The sequence below is a fragment of the Pseudomonas laurentiana genome (assembly GCF_014648275.1).
GTDB lineage: Bacteria > Pseudomonadota > Gammaproteobacteria > Pseudomonadales > Pseudomonadaceae > Aquipseudomonas > Aquipseudomonas laurentiana.
Genome location: NZ_BMQU01000012.1, coordinates 1 through 20,144, shown reverse-complemented (window position 1 = coordinate 20,144; position 20,144 = coordinate 1). Strand labels below are relative to the sequence as shown.

The following is a 20,144-nucleotide window of genomic DNA, read 5'->3' as shown; positions in this document are numbered from 1 at the left end:
ATATGCGTGATCAATTGCCCTTACGTCGAATCAGCATGAAGCATTTTCTGCCCAGTACCGCCCTCGCACTGTTGATCGGCCTTGGCAGCCTACCGCTGGCGGGCAATGCTTCTGCCGCCAACAGTTGGGACAAACTGCAACCCGACCGTGACGAAGTGGTCGCCAGCCTGAACGTGGTCGAGCTGCTCAAGCGCCATCACTACAGCAAACCGCCGCTCAATGACGCTCGCTCAGTCATCATCTATGACAGCTACCTGAAGCTGCTCGATCCGGCTCGCAGCTATTTCCTGGCCAGCGACATCGCCGAATTCGACAAGTGGAAGACTCAGTTCGATGACTTCCTCAAGAGCGGCAATCTCGATCCCGGCTTCACGATCTACAAGCGCTACCTGAACCGGGTGAAATCGCGCCTGGACTTCACCCTCGCGCAATTGGACAAGGGCGTCGACAGCATCGACTTCAACACCCAGGAAACCTTGCTGGTCGACCGCAAGGACGCCGCCTGGCTGAAAAACGAAGCCGAACTCGACGACCTCTGGCGCAAGCGCCTGAAGGACGAAGTGTTGCGTCTGAAGATCGCCGGCAAGGACCCCAAGGCCATTCAGGAACTGTTGACCAAGCGCTACAAGAACCAGCTGACGCGCCTGGACCAGACCCGTGCCGAGGATATTTTCCAGGCCTACATCAACACGTTCGCCCAATCCTACGACCCGCACACCAACTACTTGTCGCCTGACAACGCAGAGAACTTCGATATCAACATGAGCCTGTCGCTCGAAGGTATCGGCGCCGTCCTGCAAAGCGACAATGACCAGGTCAAGATCGTTCGCCTGGTACCGGCTGGCCCTGCCGCCAAGACCAAGCAAGTCGCGCCTGCCGACAAGATCGTCGGCGTGGCCCAGGGTGACAAGGAAATGGTCGATGTGATCGGCTGGCGCCTGGACGAAGTGGTCAAGCTGATCCGCGGCCCGAAAGGTTCCGTGGTTCGCCTGGAAGTGATTCCAGCCAGCAATGCACCGAACGACCAGACCAGCAAGATCGTCTCCATCACCCGTGAAGCGGTGAAGCTGGAAGAGCAGGCCGCGAAAAAGTCGGTGCTCAAGCTCAAGCAGGATGGCCGCGACTACAAGCTGGGCATCATCGAGATCCCGGCCTTCTACCTGGACTTCAAGGCCTTCCGCGCTGGCGATCCAGAGTACAAGAGCACCACCCGTGACGTGAAAAAGCTGCTGACCGAGCTGCAGAAGGAAAAAGTCGACGGCGTGGTCATCGACCTGCGCAACAACGGCGGCGGTTCCTTGCAGGAAGCCACCGAGTTGACCAGCCTGTTCATCGACAACGGTCCTACCGTGTTGGTGCGCAACAGCGATGGTCGTGTCGATGTGCTTGAAGACGAAAACAGCGGTGCCTTCTACAAAGGCCCGATGGCCTTGCTGGTCAACCGCCTGTCGGCCTCCGCCTCTGAGATCTTTGCAGGCGCCATGCAGGACTACCACCGCGCACTGATCATCGGTGGCCAGACCTTCGGTAAAGGCACCGTGCAGACCATTCAGCCGCTGAACCACGGCGAATTGAAGCTGACCCTGGCCAAGTTCTACCGTGTTTCTGGCCAGAGCACCCAGCATCAGGGCGTACTGCCAGACATCGACTACCCGTCGGTGATCGACACCAAGGAAATCGGCGAGAGCGCCCTGCCCGAGGCGATGCCATGGGACACCATTCGTCCGGCGATCAAGCCGGCGAGCGATCCGTTCAAACCGTTCCTGGCTCAGCTCAAGGCGCGTCATGACGAGCGCAGCGCCAAGGATCCGGAGTTCGTCTACATCCGCGATCGTCTGGCCCTGACCCAGAAGCTGATGAACGAAAAATCCGTGAGCCTGAACGAAACCGAGCGTCGTGCCCAGCACGCCACTATCGAAGGCAAACAACTGGCGCTGGAGAACACCCGGCGTAAAGCCAAGGGCGAGGAACCGCTCAAGGAACTGAAAAAAGAAGACGAGGATGCATTGCCGGCCGAGCCGGATGACACCAAACCCGAGGATGACGCCTACCTGGCTGAAACCGGGCGCATCCTGCTGGACTACCTGAGTCTGAACTCAGCGGTGGCCAAGCATTGAGGCACTAATGGCGAAATAATATGGCTGGACGCTGGCGCGTCATCAAACAGTCATTTATCTGTCGTGAAATAAGGGGCTGCGTACCAAGGGTACGCAGCCCTTTTTTCGTAAGGAACGCCTGCCATGACCGTGACCGAACAGCTTAGCGCGCTGAGCTCCATCCTGGCTCAAAGCGGCTTGCACAGCCTGTTCCAACCCATCGTCTGCCTATCAGAACGGCGTATTCTCGGTTATGAAGCCTTAAGCCGCGGCCCGTCCAACAGCCCACTGCACTCCCCCATCAACCTGTTTGCCGTGGCCCGTCAGGCCGGTCGACTGACCGAGCTGGAAGTTGCCTGCCGAGAGAGTGCCTGTCGTCGCTTCAGTCAGCAAAAACTGGAGGGCAAGCTGTTCCTCAACGTCTCGCCGGAGTCGTTGCTGGAACCGCAGTATCAGTCGGGACGCACCCTGAAAATGCTGGAAGACATGGGCCTGTCACCGAGCCGGGTGGTCATTGAGTTGACCGAACAGACACCCACCGATGACTTCCAACTGTTGTTCAACGCGTTGCACCACTACCGCGACATGGGGTTTTCCATTGCCCTGGACGACCTCGGCGCCGGTTACTCAAGCCTGCGCTTGTGGTCGGAACTGCGCCCGGACTACGTGAAGATTGACCGCCACTTTATCGACGGAATCCATCTGGACGCGGTCAAACGCGAGTTTGTCGGCTCTATTCTGCAAATCGCCAAAGCCTCTCGGGCACAAGTGATTGCCGAAGGCATCGAGTTGGCCGAAGAGCTCAAGGTACTCACTGAAATGGGGGTAGACCTGGTTCAGGGCTACCTGCTGGGCCGTCCTCAAGAACAGCCGCCGCGAGACATCCAGAACGTACTGCCAAACCAGACAGCCGTCAGCCAAATCCTCAGCGAAGAGAGTAGCGACCTTCAAGCGCTGTTGATTGAGCAGTCAGCCGTGATTGGCGATACCCCTACTGCGCTGGTACTGGAATCGTTTCGCCGCCAGGCCAACCTGAACTCACTGGCCGTGCTGGATGCCAATCTACGACCGTGTGGCATCGTGCACCGGCATGCGTTTTCCGACGCCCTGCTCAAACCCTTCGCCACCGACCTGTTTGCACGCAAGCCGATCAGCCGGCTAATGAGTGAAGACTTTCTCGCCGTGGAGCTCAGCCAGTCTCTGCAACAGGTCAGCCGACTGCTGACCAGCCGGGCGCGCCAACGCATCGAGGAAGACTTCATCATTACCCAGAACGGGCAATACCTGGGCCTGGGGCGGGTCATCGATGTGCTCAAGTTGATCACCGAGCAAAAAATCCAGCAGGCCCGGTACGCCAACCCCCTGACCTTGCTGCCAGGCAACGTACCGATCCAGCAATGCCTGACACACCTGTTGCAGCAGCAGCGTGAGGCGGCGATCTGCTATGTGGATATCGATAACTTCAAGCCGTTCAATGACATCTACGGCTACGCCCGGGGTGATGAGGTGCTACTGTGCCTGGCGCAGTGCCTGAGTGAGCGGGTCGACCCCAGCCGCGACTTTGTCGGGCATATCGGCGGTGACGATTTCATGCTGGTGCTCAGTGCCAGTGACTGGCACGCACGCTTGAAGCTGTTACTGGAAGATTTTCAGAAACAGTGCAGGCGCTTCTACCGCGCCGAACATCTGGAGGCCGGATGTTTCACTGGGCACGACCGACAGGGCCGGCAACAGTCCTTTGAGCTGCTGTCGTTGTCCATCGGCGTGGTGCAGCTACACGCACAGGCAGGCGCACAGCTCACTGCCGGGCAGCTGGCGGAACTGGCCTCCAAGGCCAAGCATCACGCCAAGGACGTCAAGGGCTATAGCGTTTACGTGATCGAGACCGCCGAGCTGGCTCAGACCTCAGCCTCTGCCGGGTAACTGTACTCGAACACCCGGACCACTTCTGACGCATGCCAGGACGCAGCAGCCATACCATCGGACGGCCCGGAAAAACGCCCCAGGCGCTCGACACACTCGAAAAAACCAGTGCGTGGCAGGCGACTGGCGCCTTGGCTGATCACCAACGAGCTGCGTAGTGGCTGCTCGGCACGGGCATCAAGCACAGCCAGGTACTCCAGCGCTGCCGTGAGGGTCTGCATGGCCGGGGTCGGCAGTTGCAGACGCTCAAGCAAGGCCCGGTAGGTCAGCAGATGGCGCTGCCGACGCGCAACGTCCAGCTCGCCCAACAGGCTTTCCCACTGCTGGCGGCTGATCCGCACGCTGCTCACGATGGCTCACTCCAGCCAGGCACACCGAGCTCCCACGCCAAGCTACGGCGAATCGCCGCATCGGGCTGGCGCTCACCGGACTCGATCATGGCCAGGTAGGCCGGGCTGATACCCACGGTACGCGCCAACTGCTCAGGTGCCAGACCCTTGGCCTGACGCAACTGGGCCAGCTCACTCAAGCTCGGAACCCGAGCCGCCGAGGGTTCGACAACCGGCTCGCACGTGGCCGGTTGCCCCATTGAATTCGCCGCAGGTTGACCTGCTGCCTTGAGCAGGGCCTGATACTGCTCCCAAGGTACGACCGCATACTCGGGTTGGCCGTCCCGGCTGATGACCTGAATACCCATTACAACCCCCTTGTAGGACAACTCGCATGTAATCGGTAGGCATAATCCTTATGCCAATTATATTACCAGCCAACGGAAACGTGCGGCGTCAGCTTTTTTTATGCTCCAGGCACAATGCCTCAGGCGAATCCGGCAAACGCTCTACAACACGCAGCTTCTCCGGCGCCTGCCGATCACGCCAGGCGCGAAACGCCGCCAGTTCATCACCCACCGTCTTGAGCACCCAAGCCAGCACCGCGATGTCATCCAGCAGGCCTACCCCCAACAACCAGTCTGGAATCGCATCCAGAGGGCTGACAAAGTACAACAGCCCCGCCACGACAGTGACCATGGCCTTGGGGCTGATTGCCCGGTACTCGCCGCGCCACCAGGCCAGACACAACGCCTGCAACAGGCGCACGTCATCTTTGAGCTTGCCCAATTGCGGACCTTTGCGAGCCACAGCAAAAATCAGTGCAGGGAGCCGCCCACGGCTGAGCAAGCGCTCGGCCAAAGGCAGGAAACGAGTGAAATTCCACGGAGCTTTCATGCAGCCTCCTACCAATGTGTCAGGGAAGGTTATCCACAGTTATTGTGGATAACCTTGTGAACAGAGCCGCTTTTAGGGCCCAGGGTGCCCGCAGCGCAAGGGCTTTACTCAAATCGGGCGTTTTTTACACACCTGTTTAAATGCGCAATTGTTTGAGTGCCGCGTCAACAGGTTCAGCGATTCAGACGTCGCATGGTATGTGCCTGATGGTACAGGGAAATGCTGCCCGGCCCCAGAAACGACAACGCCCCGTGAGAACGGGGCGTCGTCGGTACAGCGGTAAACTTACTTGGCGTCAGCTTCAGCTTCTGGCTTCGGCTGATCCTTGATGCCCAGCAGTTCCAGATCGAATACCAGCACGGAGTTGGCCGGAATCATCGGGCTTGGGCTCTGTGCGCCGTATGCCAGGTCGGACGGGATGTACAGCTTGTACTTCTCGCCAACGTGCATCAGTTGCAGGCCTTCGACCCAACCTGGGATCACGCCGCTGACCGGCAGGTCAATCGGGCTGCCACGCTCAACCGAGCTGTCGAAGACCTTGCCGTCGATCAGCTTGCCTTCGTAATGAACAGTGACCACGTCGGTCGGCTTGGGCTGAGCGCCATCGGCCTTCTTCACGACTTCGTACTGCAGGCCGGAAGCGGTGGTGACAACACCTGGCTTCTTGCCGTTTTCTTCGAGGAACTTCTTGCCGGCAGCCGCCGACTCTTCGCTCATCTTGACCAGACGCTCTTCAGCACGCTTCTGCAGTGCAGCGAAGGCTTCAACCAGCTCCTCGTCCTTGATTTTCTGCTCTTTCTTGCCGACAGCATCTTCGATGCCTTGTGCGACAGCCTTGGAATCGAGGTCGTCCATGCCTTCCTGAGCCAGGCTCTTGCCCATGTTCAGGCCGATACCGTAGGAGGCTTTCTGTGCCGGAGTTTTCAGCTCGACGCTGGTCTTCGAATCGCAACCCGCCAGTACCAGGCCAACCAGGGCAACCGCAGCCGCCAACCGATGCTGTTTCATGCTATTTCCTTGTTCATGCGCCAATAGGGCAATCGAGTAAAGCCGCGAGCTTATCAGGCCGCCACGACCAATGGCTACCGGCATGAGAGCGAGAAAACAGGGATAAGTTCAGCCAGATAAAACCTTCTTCATCCAGATGACAGCCAATGGCCGCTATCGCTCAGTGCGGTAGGCTCCGGCGACCTCGCGCAATACCTCGCACAACCACTGTGCCGGTAGTGACCGAGGCAACGCGGCATTGCTGCAAATACCGACCGAACCGCCCGGTTCGCTGACACCAAGGTCCAGTTCGCACAGTTCGCCAGCGTCAAGATCGACCCGTACCGCATCCCGTGGCGCGACCCAGACGGCATCACTGCCCAGGACATAACGGCGGCTCAAGGCCGGAGACAGGGTTTCAAGGCGCTGCAGCGGCTGCTCTATGGCGCACTGCACGAACAAGCTGTCGGCATGCTTGCGAATGGTGGTACCGGCCAGCGGCAGTACCAATGGGTAGGCCCCGACACGGTTACGCTCCAATGGCTGACGCTTGAGCAATGGATGCCCCGGACGCACTACCAGGGCCATTGACTCGCTGTACAGGTGCTCGAAGATCAGGCCCTGGATTTGCGGGCTGTCGGTCATCCGGCCAATGACCAGATCCAGCTCGCCAACGTGCAACTGCGCCAGCAGATAGGCACTGGGCCCGGTGGCGACACTGACCACCAGTGCCTCATGGCGCTGATGCAAACGGCAGAGCGCTTCAGGCATCAACAGGCTTTCGACCGTGGACAGCACCCCGACACGCACCTGCGGTGGCGCGTGTTCCTCGCCGCGTACACTGCTCACGCCCTCGCGCAGGGCCTGCACGCTAGGGCCTGCGTAACGCATGAAACGAAACCCGGCCGGGGTCAGTTCAACGCCCTGCTTGCCACGCTCGAACAAACGCGCCTGCAGCAAATCCTCCAGTTCCTTGAGGGTTTTGGACGTTGCGGGCTGGCTGATTGCCAAGACATCGGCCGCCTTGGCGAAACTGCCCTGCCGGGCGATTTCCAGGAAGCACAGCAAGTGGCGGTATTTAATGCGGGTGTCGAGGTTCATGCCCGACAGTGTAACGGCCTGCCGAGCAGGCGGCGACTGCCTTGAGCCGCCACCGCCCACCGCAGCACAAGCCGCCGTGACTGGCCTGAGCCTAAACCGCTACCTCGACCTGGTCGCCATTGAAACGCACAGCCCATACCCGCACTACCTGCTGCGGATCCTCCAGGCAGCGTCCGTCGAGCAAACTGAAGTGCTGTTTATACAGGGGGGCCGCCACGACCGGCTGCCCCTTGAGGCTGCCAATGATGCCCCGCCCGATCACATTGGCTCCGGACTGCGGGTCATGGTTGTCTACGGCATAGAGCGCCTGGGCAGCCTCCGGCAGATAGAACAGGGCCACCTGAGCATCCCCCACACGGGCCACCACCCCCGAATAGGGCACCAGGTCATGGCGACTGCAGACCGCCTGCCAGTCTTGCAGGTCAACACGTACCGCTTGATTCGACGGGTTCATCACAGCACCTCTTCAGTGGTCGGGATCAGGTGAAGCTCGGCGTTGCCCACCGGTCGGCGCTGGCCGCGCTCCTTGACGAAGTGAATCGCCGGATCCGGACGGTGATCATTGACGAAGGTACGGAAGCGCTTGAGCTTCTCGGGATCTTTCAGGGCATTGGCCCACTCGCACTCGTAGCGATCGACCACCTGCTGCATCTGCGCCTCCAGCTCGGCGCCCAGGCCCAGGCTGTCCCCGAGGATTACCGCCTTGAGGTAATCCAGCCCACCCTCCAACTGCTCGCGCCAGACCGAAGTGCGCTGCAGTTTGTCGGCGGTGCGGATGTAGAACATCAATACGCGGTCGATGGTACGGATCAGCCCGGCATCATCCAGGTCGGTGGCGAACAGCTCGGCGTGGCGTGGACGCATGCCGCCATTACCACAGACATAAAGGTTCCAGCCCTTCTCGGTGGCTATCACGCCGATGTCCTTGCTTTGCGCCTCGGCGCATTCGCGGGTACAGCCGGACACCGCGAACTTGAGTTTGTGTGGCGAACGCAGGCCCTTGTAGCGGTCTTCCAGGGTGAGCGCCATGGCCACGCTGTCCTGCACGCCATAGCGGCACCAGGTGCTGCCGACGCAGGACTTCACCGTGCGGGTGGATTTGCCATAGGCATGCCCGGTCTCAAAGCCAGCGGCGATCAACTCGGACCAGATCTCCGGCAATTCATGCAACTGCGCGCCGAACAGGTCGATGCGCTGGCCGCCGGTGATCTTAGTGTAGAGGTCGTACTTCTTCGCCACCTGACCAATCACAATCAGCTTGTCCGGTGTGATTTCCCCACCCGGAATACGCGGCACCACAGAATATGTGCCGTTCTTCTGCATGTTGGCCATGAAGGTGTCGTTGGTGTCCTGCAAGGGCACCAGCGCGGCATCCATGATCGGCTGGTTCCAGCAGGACGCGAGGATCGAACCTACCGTCGGTTTGCAGACATCGCAGCCCAGTTGACCGCGACCATGACAGGCGTGCAGGTCTTCAAACGTCGTAATGCCCTCGACGCGCACCAGCGCATAAAGCTCCTGACGGGTGAAGGCAAAGTGCTCGCAAAGGCTCTTGTCCACCGCCACACCGCGGGCGCTCAGCTCATGCTCGAAGACCTGCTTGAGCAAGGCGGCGCAGCCACCGCACCCCGTGCAGGCCTTGGTCTGGCCCTTGAGTTGCGCCAGGTCGCTGCAACCACCGTCGATGGCAGCACAGATCGCGCCCTTGCTGACGTTGTGGCAAGAGCAGATGGTTGCCGCGTCTGGCAAGGCATCCGCACCCAGTGCTGGCGCGGCGCTGCCCAAGGGCAGGATCAAGCCGGCGGGGTCCGCTGGCAGGGCAATGGCGTTCTGCACATACTGCAACAGGGTGTCGTAGTAACTGTTATCACCGACCAGAACCGCCCCCAGGACGCGCTTGCCCTCGGCGTCGATCACCAGGCGTCGGTAGGCGCTGCCGGCCTCGTCGATAAAGCGGTAGCTGCGGGCACCGGGGGTCGCCGCGTGTGCATCGCCGATGGAACCGACATCCACGCCCAGCAGCTTGAGCTTGGTCGACATGTCGGCACCGGCGAAGGCCTCGAATGGTTCCCCCGACAAGGCTGAAGCCAGGTTACGGGCCATGCTGTAACCCGGGGCCACCAGGCCGAAGACGCTGCCGTTCCACGAGGCACACTCGCCGATGGCAAAAATCCGTGGGTCGCTGGTGCGGCATTCGCCATCGATCACGACCCCGCCCCGTGGTGCGATTTCCAGGCCACAACTACGGCCCAGGCTGTCCTGCGGGCGAATGCCCGCCGAAAACACGATCAGGTCGGTTTCCAGGAACTGCTCGCCATCGAAATTCATCCGGTAGCGGAAGTCGCGGCCTTCAACAATGCTCTGGGTGGCGCGAGACAGGTGTACACCGACACCCAGTGCCTCGATTTGTGCACGCAGGGCCGCACCGCCTTCAGCATCCAGTTGTACTGGCATCAGGCGCGGCGCGAATTCCACTACATGAGCTTCAAGCCCCAGGGATTTGAGAGCGTTGGCTGCTTCCAGGCCCAGCAGACCACCGCCGATGACCACGCCACGCTGTGCGCCATAGGCCGCCGCACGAATCGCATCCAGGTCGTCCAGGGTTCGATAGACCAATCGCGCCGCACCGTCCGGACCGGGAATCGGCGGTACGAAGGGATAGGAGCCGGTAGCCAGGATCAACCGATCAAAGGGGTAGCGGCCTTGCGCCGTCACCACTTCACCGGCCTCGCGGTCGATCTCGACGACTGCCTCTGCCAAGTGCAGGCGCACACCGTGTTCGGCATACAATTGCGCATCACCCAATGCCAGTGTTTCAGCATCGCTGCCACTGAAATACTCCGACAGGTGCACACGGTCGTAGGCACGCTGACGCTCCTCGCCGAACACCCGCAGATCGAGGCGGGCCAAGGCGCCGCGCTCGATCAGTTGTTCGACGCAGTGATGGCCCACCATGCCGTTGCCGACGATGATCAGACGTTCCCGTTGCTCGATGGTCGCTTGAGCGCTCATAGCGTTTCCTCACTCTGGCCGATCACGGCGGCCGGAAAAACACCCACAAAAAAAGGCGCCTGGAGCCGAAGCTCCAGGCGCCTTTGCCTGGTCGTTCATAATCGTGGTCCGTGGGGCGGATCGCCGTTGATCACCCCTGGACGTTGTAATCTGTCTTCAGCAGATACCGTGCCAACTGTGCAAGCCCCGGATAGCCAAGGGCATCGCGGCAAACACCACGCCCCAGCGGCGCCATCCTGGTGCAGCGCTACCCGTTCTGGGGCATTTCAGTACACATCTCGCCGGTAGCGTTTGGCCCGACCTAGCCCCGCAACATAATCACTGGCCTGCTCGGCGCTCATTCCACCGTGCTCCGCCACCACCTGCTGGAGCGCCGCGTCCACATCCCGCGCCATGCGTCCGGCATCGCCACAAACGTAGAAGTACGCGCCCGCCTCCAGCCAGTGCCACAACTCGGCGCCCTGCTCCAGCATGCGCTGCTGCACATAGACCTTGTCTGCCTGGTCACGGGAGAAGGCCGTGTCGAGCCGCGTCAGGTGGCCATCGCGTTGCCAGGCCAGCAGTTCGTCACGGTAGTAAAAATCACTGTCAGCGCGCTGCTCGCCAAACAGCAGCCAGTTGCGCCCACTGGCGCCGCGCGCCTGGCGTTCCTGAAGAAACGCCCGGAACGGTGCGATCCCCGTCCCGGGCCCGACCATGATCACCGGTGCCGTATCATCGCTCGGCAAGTGGAAATCAGCCGAGGGCTGTACAAAGATCCCCACCTGCCCGGCTTCGGCACGGTCAGCAAGGAAGGTCGAGCACACCCCTTTACGCTGGCGGTAGCGCACCGTCGACACCGTCAGGTGAACCTGCTGCGGGTGCAACAACGGGCTTGAGCTAATGGAGTACAAGCGCGGCTGCAAGGGTTTGAGCAGGCGCAGCCAGGTATCGAGCGTCATGCTTACGGGAAACTGCTGCAGCAGATCGACCAGTTGCCGCCCCCATAGCCAGCCCTGCAACTCGTTTTTGTGCACCGGGTCCAGCAGGCGTTGCAACTCAGGATCAGCGCTGCAGCGGGCAACCTGTTCGAGTATGGCCGGAGTGATTCGAGCGATCTCCAGCCGCTCGCGCAGTGCGCTACGCAACGGCATGGGTGGCTGGCCCTTGAGGCTGACACTCACCTCTCCATCAAGCTTCATGGCACTGAGCAGCTCTTCGACCAGTGCCGGACAATTGCGCGGCCAGACGCCCAGGGCATCACCCGCCTGATACGTCAGGCCGCTGTCCGCAAGATCAAACACCACTTGCCGGGTTTCCTTGGCGGCACCGGGTGCGTTGAGCAGACGGTTTTCCACCACCCTGACGTGCAACGGCTGCTGCTTGCTGAAGGTTGGCACGGTCGCCGCTTGAAGCGCGACCGCTGGCGCAGCCGCCATTGAAGCCTGCCCAAGGGCCGTGACCAACGTGCCCAGCCACTGCTCAGCCGGCTCGTCAAAGTCGGGCTCACACTCGACCCGCTCCAGCAGGCGCACACCACCAAGCTCAGCCAGACGCTGGTCCAGCTTGCGACCGAAACCACAGAACTCGGCGTAACTGGAGTCTCCCAAGGCCAATACCGCGTAACGCAGCCCGGTGCAGCGGCGGGCGGACGCGGCCTGCAGGGCCTGCCAAAAGGCCTTGGCGCAGTCCGGTGCCTCACCATCGCCAAACGTGCTCGCCACCAGCAACAGGCTGGCAGCGTTGCTCACCTGCTCAAGGCTGACCTGCTCCATGCTGCTTACCTGAACTGCCAGGCCAGCCTCTCGCAAGCGCTGCGCACAATGTTGCGCCAGCGCCTGGCCGTTACCGGTCTGGGACGCCCAAAGCAGCCAATGGCGGCTGGCTTCGACAGGCTCCATAGCCTGGATGGCAGGGGCCTGTACCGGCGTACTGCGCGAAAACAGGCCCGCCAGCAGACCTTCAACCAACAGGCGCCGCGCCGGTGCCAGTGGCGCACTGACCGGCAAACTCGGCACGCCGTCCAGATGGCTGTTACGCAGGCCCAGCAAATAGCCCTGCATATACAGGTGTTCATCCTCGGCCAACGCCAGTTCAACGCGGTTGTTCAGGCCGAGCAGTTGGCTGAGTGTGTCGATCGGCATGGTCGCGGACTCCTGAAGCGTGTGGGCCGGTAGTTCAACAGCGGCAATACGTTCACCCGCGACACGGCTCAGGGCCACTGCGCAGTATTTGAACGCCGGTTGCAGGGAAACCGGGTCAATGGCATCACTGGTCAGCGCGTTGATCGCCAAACGCTCGCCATAGGCATCATTCCAGTGAAACGGGGCGAAGCAGTTGCCCGGCAGTACCCGCTCACTCAAGCGCGCCGGCAACAACGCCTCTCCACGCCGGGAGCGCACCTGCACCTGATCGTGCTCAGTAATGCCCAGTTGCCGGGCATCTTCGGGGTGAATTTCCAGGTACGGGCCAGGCTCCAGCGCATTCAACACGGCGACCTTGCCGGTCTTGGTCAGGGTGTGCCAGTGGTGCTGAACCCGCCCGGTATTGAGCACCAACGGGTAGGCTTCGTCCGGTAGCTCCGCGGGAGGCAGGTAGGGCCGAGCAAAGAAGCGGGCTTTACCGCCAGGCGTTGGAAAGGCGAGCGGCGGGCACTGGCCCTGAGCATCTGTGTGCAAGCGCTGACTGACGCCATCATTCAGGTAGCGTTGCGGGTGCCGTGTATCCGCCTGACCGGGTGCGCAGGGCCATTGCCGTGGTGCCTGGCGCAACAAGGGGTAACTGATACCGCGCAGGTCGTAACCGGTGTCGGTGTTCCAGGCCTGACGCAGCTCATCGAAAATCTGCTCGGCACAGGTATAACTGAACGCTGCCTCATAGCCCATGGCACAGGCCATTCGGGCGATGAGCTGCCAATCCGGCAGGCTCGCGCCCGGAGGTTCGACGGCCTGTTCGGTGAGGCTAAGGTTACGCTCGGAGTTGACCATTACCCCATCGGCTTCGGCCCAAAGCGCCGCGGGCAGAAGAATGTCGGCGTAGCGATTGGTTTCGGTATCGAGAAACGCGTCCTGGGTGATGACCAGTTCAGCCGTTTGCAGGCCGTCGATCACCTGCTGACGGTTGGCGACACTGGCCACCGGGTTACTGCAGATGATCCAGCAGGCCTTGATATGCCCGGCGGCCATGCCCTCGAACACGGCTACGGTACCGTCTCCGGCCGCGGCCCGCAGACTGCCACGCGGCACCTGCCAGAGGTCCTCAACGAAATGCCGGTCGGCCTCTACCAGTGCCGAACGCTGGCCGGGTAAACCCGGCCCCATGTAGCCCATCTCGCGTCCGCCCATGGCATTGGGCTGCCCCGTCAGGGAGAACGGCCCGCTGCCAGGGCGACAGATCGCCCCGGTGGCCAGGTGCAGGTTGCACAGCGCATTGGTCTGCCAGGTGCCGTGAATACTCTGGTTCAAGCCCATGGTCCAGCAACTGAGCCACTCTGGCGCTTGGCCGATCCACTCGGCAGCCTTGCGGATATCGGCTTCGGCCAGACCGGTCACCTGCGCCACCTGTGCCGGTGCATAGTCCTGCAGGAAGTCCGGCATGGCCTCCCAGCCCTCGGTGAAACGTTCAATGAACGCCGTATCAACCGCACCGTTGACCAACAACAGGTGCAGTAAACCGTTGAGCAGCGCCAGGTCGGTACCGGGCTTGATCTGCAGGAACAGGTCGGCCTTTTCCGCTGTCGCAGTACGCCGGGGATCGACCACAATCAGCCGGGCACCGGCCTTGCGTCGGTCAAGCAGGCGAAGAAACAGGATCGGATGACAGTCCGCCATGTTGGCGCCAATGACAAAGAACAGTTCGCTGCGGTCGAAGTCCTCATAGCTGCCCGGCGGCCCATCCGCGCCCAGCGAGAGTTTGTAGCCACTGCTGGCGCTGGCCATGCACAGCCGTGAGTTGGACTCGATATGCCGACTGCGCACAAAGCCTTTGGCCAGTTTGTTGATCAGGTATTGGGCTTCCAGCGACAACTGCCCGGAAACGTAAAACGCCAGGGCATCCGGGCCATGCTCGATGAGGATGGCCTTCAGGCGCTGGGCTGCCTCGTCGATCGCCAGGTCGATCGCGGTCTGCACGGGGTCGCGCTGACGCTGGTGACGGACAAAGGCCTGTTCCATGCGTCCCGACTCGCGCAGTGGTTGATGGCAGGTCTGTCCTTTGGTGCAAAGCCGCCCGAAGTTGCTCGGGTGCTGTTTGTCACCGCTGACCTTGATTACCCGGTTTTCGGCCACGGTCATGACAATGCCGCAGCCGACGCCACAATAGGGGCAGACGCTGCGCACGGATGTCTGGGTCATCACCCGATCTCCTGCTTAGGCAAAACAAAAAGGCGCCCTGCCGCCCCTGCTTGCGTTGCAAGCGGGAGCGACACGGCGCCTTTGTCGTGAATAGAGCAATCTGCGTTGATTGCCTGATGAACACGCCAAAGCAAGGGCCGCGCCAAACTGCAATACCCCGTCATCTGCGGCTTCAAACCAACACCGCAGCGGTGGCGACGCACCATTGCGGAACAACTCGCACCAGTGCGAGGCAGGCACTGAAGGCTGCAGTTTGCCGCTCACCTGCCGGATCTCTACAATTCGCGCCGATGAGTGCCGGCGCTTTCCATTTTCCCGTCGGCTCAGGAGCATTTTTCATGGAAGAGATAGAACAGCGCTGGCTGTACGCCCTTTCTGCCCCCATGGCAGCCCTCAACGGTTCCAGCTACACCGCCCCGGACTACATCGAGATGGACCTGCAGGACGGCTGGGGCATCAGCAATCGCCAGCAGTTGCTCGAAATGCTCTACATGGCCGACCGCGGTCATGCCAGCGGGATGGTCGATGCCTACTGGAACTGGCAGCGTTGCCTGCCCAGTGAATGGTCGACCCTGCTCGACAGCCTCGCCCCACGGCAACGCGCGCTCCATGAATTTGCCAGCCGGACCTTCAGCGAATGTGGCCACGGCGGCATTCGTGCCTGGGACCTGGGGCGCATGGGTTTCCTGCTGCGCAACGGCCTGCGCAGCGGCTGGCTCAACCTTGATGAAAGTCTCTGGCTACATAGCCGGCTGGCCTTGAGAGCACGTCATTACTACACCAGTTGGAGCACCTACCTGGGCGGCTACATGACCGGCCGCATGTACTGGTGCTGCCTGGACAGTGCAGACGAAGAGCTCGGCCACGCCCTGGACCGAGAAGGCTATGCCTACTGGAGTCGCTGCAGCGCTCGTGCCCTCGCCCAGGATGCCACCGAACTGTTTGCCGAGCTGCCTTGGGACCTGCCACTCAACCTGCCACAAAAACCTGATTCGCTGGTGGAGTTCAACTGGTCATGAGCTGCTGGATATCCTTGGGCATCGAGCCTACCCGCGATCAGGACGCCATCCGCAGCGCCTACCGTACGCGCCTGCCACAGCATCATCCGGAAACCGACCCACAGGGTTTCCAGGCCTTGCGTGAAGCCTACGAGGCCGCACTGAAGGAAGCCCGTAGCGTCGAGCCCGCACACGCCGGCGATGAGCAAAGTCCGGCCCGCGACCTGCTGGACGCATTCGATGAACTGTTCAGCGATGGCGCACAGCGCTTCGACCCAGCGGCCTGGCGTGGCTATATCGAGCGTCTCGACAGCGTCTCCCTTGAGGTTGTCGAGGCGCTGCGCTGGCCCCTGCTGGAGCGGCTGATCGACAGCGGGCCGATCTCCAACAATTGCGCACGCCTGCTGGCCGAGCGGCTGGACTGGCAGGGGCACCTGCTGCGTATCGACAATGTCGAGCAAGTCGAGGCGTTTATCGAACGCATCGCACAGCCCGACCTCTTCGATACCGCAACGATCTCGTCCTGGCCACCTCCGGCGCAGATCGAAACCCTCTGGTACGTGAACACCCTGGAGCACCTCTATCAGGAGCGGCCGCTGGACGAGTTCCGTGACTTCGTCAACCAGCCTACCTGCCTGCCACTGCCGAACGACGACGCCTGGTTGCAGCGCCTGCTGGTACAACTCACTCAAGCTGATGTTGCGAGCAAGACCCTCTACGCGCTGTGTGCTGAAAAACATCGAGATGCACCGGATGATGTCGACTGGCTGTACCTGCTCGCTCGCCAGTGCAGTGCCCTCGGCCTGGAGGAGCAAGCCCTGAGCGCCTGGGTGCGTCTGTGGCGCGAGCACCAGCATCCGCAGGCCGCACAGTGGCTGCTCGAGTTGTGCGGTAAACACCAGCCACAGCGCTTGCCGCTGCTGATTCAAGCCTTCGACCGCCGCGAGCATTTCCGCGACTGGCCAAACAACCTGAGTGACCCTGCCCAGGCGTGGGGCAGCCCGGCGCAACGCCCGGAGACACTGACCCGTTGGCTCAACGCAGGCCGCCAGAACCTGGGAGGCCTTGCGGGGGCTTATGTGAACTGGCGCCTGGACGGCGATGAACTGCCATTGGTGGCGTTACTGCTCGATGAGCCTGACGACCCGGGGTTAACGAACCTGTATCGCCAGGCCTGGGCATTGCACCGTGGCGACACCGCCCTGCTGGAACGCCTGCTAGCGGAACCCGACAGTAACGATGTGCTCGATACACTGGTGCTCGAAGGCCTCAAGGTACAGGCCGAACAACACCTGTACTGGCTGCAGCATGCTCCCATTCCACAGGCGTTGACGGCCTTTATCAACGCCCCTGATGACGGCGTACAACTGAACCCGCTGCTGGGTCAGGACCTGGCACTGGACGTCACTCAACATTGGCTGCGCCGGCTCATGGCCCTCAGTACGGAGCAATGGGCGCGCCTGGACAGCGCCTTTGAGCAGGAGCTCATCGCCTCGCTACCGTTTGGGGTAAAGATGCTCGCGCTCCTCAATCGCGAGGGCGTCGTATTGCCGCCCCAACCTGACGGTGAACGACTGTGGGAATGGCACCGCCAAGCGCTGTTCTTCATTGCCCTGATGTCCAACCCGCTGCGCTGGCTGACGCTGATTTCCCCTGCACTGCTTCACAGCATGCGCGCCGACACGGGGCATCCGCTGTCGCGCGTGTTGCCGCTGTTGCAGCGCGTGCATCAACAGGAAGGTCACTTCAACGGTTTACTGGGCTGGCTGTCAGAAGAGGAGCCCGTACAAAACGACATCGCACTGAACCTGCTCACCGTGCCTCAGGCACTGGGCAGTGCCAAGCTGCCGAGCAACACACGCCTGTACGACTGCGTCGTGAACGATTACGACACCTTCGGCGATGATCTGCTGGGTTTGATGCTGCTCTGTGGGGTGCTCTATCAGGACCCGACACTGGATGCCGAGCAGCACCGTGTATTGTTGAACACTATCTCCGGAATCGCCTGCTCCGATGCCTGGTTCGAGTCATTCCGAGACGGCTTGATCAAGGGCGAACCGGTACGCCCGCCCCGGGAGATCCTCGAAGAGCAGCAAGGCATCGACAGCAGCGCGTTCTATCTCGGCATCGATACCCTGCGCAGGCTGGTGATGGAAAACCGTACTGCCGTGCCACGCACCAAGGTTTTGCGCCAATTGCAGCAGGCCAAGGATGATCCGCGCCATGGACCGGGCCTGCGCCTGGCCTTGGCAGCGCTGTTGTCCTGGAGCGAACGCCTGACGCTGGCCAAATCAGGCAGCCAACCGGTATCAGAATGGAACATGTTGAGCCTGAACAGCCGCCTGGGACGTGTCGCCTGCGCCCAGCAGAGCCTGATGTGCCAAGGGCTGGCCATCTTCCTGAGCCTGGCCAGCGGCAATGCACAGGTAGCGCTGGGGATCGTGGCCATCACCGTGCTGGTGCAGATGAGCATCATCCTGCGGCGGCTGCATGACATCGGGTTTGGCGTGGCCATGCTGCTGATTGGCATGGCCCTGACCATCGTCCTGCCGTTCATGCCATTGGTGCTGCTGGTCTTGCCCGGCGACAGCCTGCCGAATCGCTATGGCGTGCCACCCGGTGGCGAAAAGCATGCGCTGGAAGGCGGCCTGCAAGCCGCCCTGCGCCGCCTGAACGCCTAACGGCTCAGAGCCCCTGCTCGTCCAGCGCTGTATTCAGGCGCTGGCGAGTACTGTTGATGTCCTGCGCATGCTGGTTACCCAACACGGCAGTGAAGGCCTCAAGCCACTGACCAACCTGATCACGCTGTTCACCCAGGCTTTGCATCCAGGCGCGCTCCAGACGCGCCAACAGTGCACGGTTGGGCAGCGCATCGCGCGGGTGAATCTTCAACGCCGCCAACCGACCATGGCTGGCCGCCCGGGCGGCATCGTCAAGCCCGGCGGGGCTGCGGTCGATCACATGACTGTGACGCTCGCCCCCTTCCAGGGCAACATCCACTTCCAGCAGGCCATTGATGTCGTAACTGAAACGCACATCCATGGACTGAATCCGGTCGGCCTGCGGTAACTCGATATCGAATGCATCGATGAAGATGTTGTCACTCACCCAGGGCCGCTCCCCCTGATAGACCTCGATGCGCACGGTTTTCTGTTCGGGATGCGTGCTATGAAAGCGCTCTACCCGTGAAGTCGGGATCACCGTATTTCGCTCGATGATCGGCACGAACGCTTGGCGCCGGCTTTCACCGCGGACGGCTGCAATACCCAGGGTATAGGGGCAGACATCGGTCAGGATCAGTTCTTCGATGGCCTGGTCACGTGCCCTGCACGCGGCCTGGCTGGCAGCCCCCAAGGCAACGATGGTGTCAGGATCAAGGTGCCGGTAGGGCAAACGCCCAAACAAGGTAGCAACCATCTGCTGGACCACCGGCATACGCGTGGCGCCCCCCACCAGCACCAGGCTATCGAGGTCACGCGGATTCAGCCGCGCATCACGCAACGCCTGTTCCACCGGAGCACGCAGGCGGGCCAGCAAAGGCTCCCAGATCTTTTGCGCACGTCCTTCATCCAACGACCACTCACGCATTTCACCGGCACACCGCCACTGCAACTGTTGCGGGCCTTCGTTGAGCTTGCGCTTGATCTGCTCCAGACCGTCGTACAGTGAAGCCAGGGCTTGCGGCTCAACACTGTCGGTCGCCAGTTGCAGGTCCTTGAGGCAAGCCTGCACCAATGCATGGGTAAAATCCTCGCCACCCAAGTAGTTGTCGCCGGTAGAGGCATGCACCTCGATCAGCGGCAAGGCGTATTCCAGTACCGTCACATCGAAGGTGCCGCCCCCCAGGTCGAAAATCAGCGTGCGCTCGAATTTCTGCTCATGCAGACCATACGCCATGGCGGCAGCGGTAGGCTCGTTGATCAGGCGTTGTACCTTGAGCCCGGCCAGCTCAGCAGCAAAACAGGTGCGTTTACGCTGTTCATCACTGAAGTAAGCCGGCACTGAAATCACCGCCTCGCTTACCGAACACCCTAGCCAGGCTTCTGCGTCCTGCTTGAGCGCACCGAGCACCAGCGCGGACAACTCTTCGGGGCTGAAGGTCTGGCCAGCAAGTTCCAGACGTTTTTCACTGCCCATAAAGCGTTTGAACGCGGCTGCGCTTCGCTCCGGGTGCGTGGTCAGCCGGGAGCGAGCCGCCTGGCCAATCAGAATACTGCCATCTTCATCGATGCTGACTGCCGAAGGGGTAAGCCATTCGCCAAGGGCATTGGGGATCAATTGCGCTCGCCCGTCCTGCCAGACGGCAATCAGGCTATTGGTCGTACCCAGATCGATGCCCAGCAAGGGCGTACGGGGGGTGCTTGCATCCTGCATCATGGGGACTCTTCCTGAGCAGCGGGAATGAGAATCGAGTAGGAGGCGAGTTCACACCCGCCGTCCTCTCACACCACCGTGCGTACGGTTCCGTAC

The 20,144-nt window shown here is 61.4% G+C and carries 13 protein-coding genes; 4 read left to right on the top strand and 9 right to left on the bottom strand.

What is annotated here, in order from left to right; genetic code table 11:
• Positions 1-35 precede the first annotated feature (35 nt).
• Positions 36-2,117: a carboxy terminal-processing peptidase gene (locus IE038_RS13765; RefSeq protein WP_163931957.1), complete on the top strand. Its 2,082-nt coding sequence runs from the start codon at positions 36-38 to the stop codon at positions 2,115-2,117.
• Positions 2,118-2,240: 123 nt separating this feature from the next.
• Complete coding sequence (locus IE038_RS13760; protein ID WP_189395786.1) at positions 2,241-4,019, top strand: bifunctional diguanylate cyclase/phosphodiesterase; 1,779 nt, start codon at positions 2,241-2,243, stop codon at positions 4,017-4,019.
• Here IE038_RS13760 and IE038_RS13755 read toward each other — a convergent pair.
• From IE038_RS13755 to IE038_RS13720, 8 genes are all read right to left on the bottom strand, one after another.
• Positions 3,995-4,369 (bottom strand): hypothetical protein, encoded by a 375-nt coding sequence (locus IE038_RS13755; protein WP_189395785.1) that lies wholly within the window; start codon positions 4,367-4,369, stop codon positions 3,995-3,997. The two genes, IE038_RS13760 and IE038_RS13755, sit on opposite strands and share 25 nt — an antisense overlap.
• Positions 4,366-4,716, bottom strand: coding sequence for a helix-turn-helix domain-containing protein (locus IE038_RS13750; protein WP_163931954.1), 351 nt, complete (start codon positions 4,714-4,716; stop codon positions 4,366-4,368). The genes IE038_RS13755 and IE038_RS13750 overlap by 4 nt, the downstream gene beginning before the upstream one ends.
• Positions 4,717-4,804: 88 nt before the next feature.
• A complete protein-coding gene (locus IE038_RS13745) occupies positions 4,805-5,245 on the bottom strand; it encodes a YkvA family protein (RefSeq protein WP_163931950.1) in 441 nt (146 codons plus the stop codon).
• A 285-nt stretch (positions 5,246-5,530) separates the two neighbouring features.
• Positions 5,531-6,253: a BamJ family beta-barrel-assembly machinery protein gene (gene bamJ, locus IE038_RS13740; RefSeq protein ID WP_163931947.1), complete on the bottom strand. Its 723-nt coding sequence runs from the start codon at positions 6,251-6,253 to the stop codon at positions 5,531-5,533.
• Positions 6,254-6,406: 153 nt separating this feature from the next.
• Positions 6,407-7,333, bottom strand: a complete 927-nt coding sequence (gene pcaQ / locus IE038_RS13735; protein WP_189395784.1) for a pca operon transcription factor PcaQ — start codon at positions 7,331-7,333, stop codon at positions 6,407-6,409.
• Positions 7,334-7,424: 91 nt separating this feature from the next.
• A complete protein-coding gene (gene nirD, locus IE038_RS13730; RefSeq protein WP_163931944.1) occupies positions 7,425-7,787 on the bottom strand; it encodes a nitrite reductase small subunit NirD in 363 nt (120 codons plus the stop codon).
• Entirely contained in the window at positions 7,787-10,345 is a 2,559-nt protein-coding gene (gene nirB, locus IE038_RS13725) for a nitrite reductase large subunit NirB (RefSeq protein WP_189395783.1), read from the bottom strand. The genes nirD and nirB overlap by 1 nt, the downstream gene beginning before the upstream one ends.
• 266 nt (positions 10,346-10,611) lie before the next feature.
• On the bottom strand, positions 10,612-14,676 hold the full coding sequence (locus tag IE038_RS13720; RefSeq protein ID WP_189395782.1) for a sulfite reductase subunit alpha: 4,065 nt from the start codon (positions 14,674-14,676) through the stop codon (positions 10,612-10,614).
• Positions 14,677-15,014: 338 nt separating this feature from the next.
• On the opposite strand from IE038_RS13720, the gene IE038_RS13715 reads away from it, so the two are divergent.
• Together IE038_RS13715 and IE038_RS13710 are read left to right on the top strand one after the other, a co-directional pair.
• The gene (locus IE038_RS13715; RefSeq protein ID WP_163938549.1) at positions 15,015-15,695 is read left to right on the top strand and encodes a DUF1266 domain-containing protein; all 681 of its coding nucleotides are present in this window, start codon (positions 15,015-15,017) and stop codon (positions 15,693-15,695) included.
• A complete protein-coding gene (locus IE038_RS13710) occupies positions 15,692-18,355 on the top strand; it encodes a DUF805 domain-containing protein (protein ID WP_163938552.1) in 2,664 nt (887 codons plus the stop codon). The genes IE038_RS13715 and IE038_RS13710 overlap by 4 nt, the downstream gene beginning before the upstream one ends.
• A 4-nt stretch (positions 18,356-18,359) precedes the next feature.
• Here IE038_RS13710 and IE038_RS13705 read toward each other — a convergent pair whose 3' ends face one another.
• A complete protein-coding gene (locus tag IE038_RS13705) occupies positions 18,360-20,048 on the bottom strand; it encodes a molecular chaperone HscC (RefSeq protein WP_163938555.1) in 1,689 nt (562 codons plus the stop codon).
• Positions 20,049-20,144 lie beyond the last annotated feature (96 nt).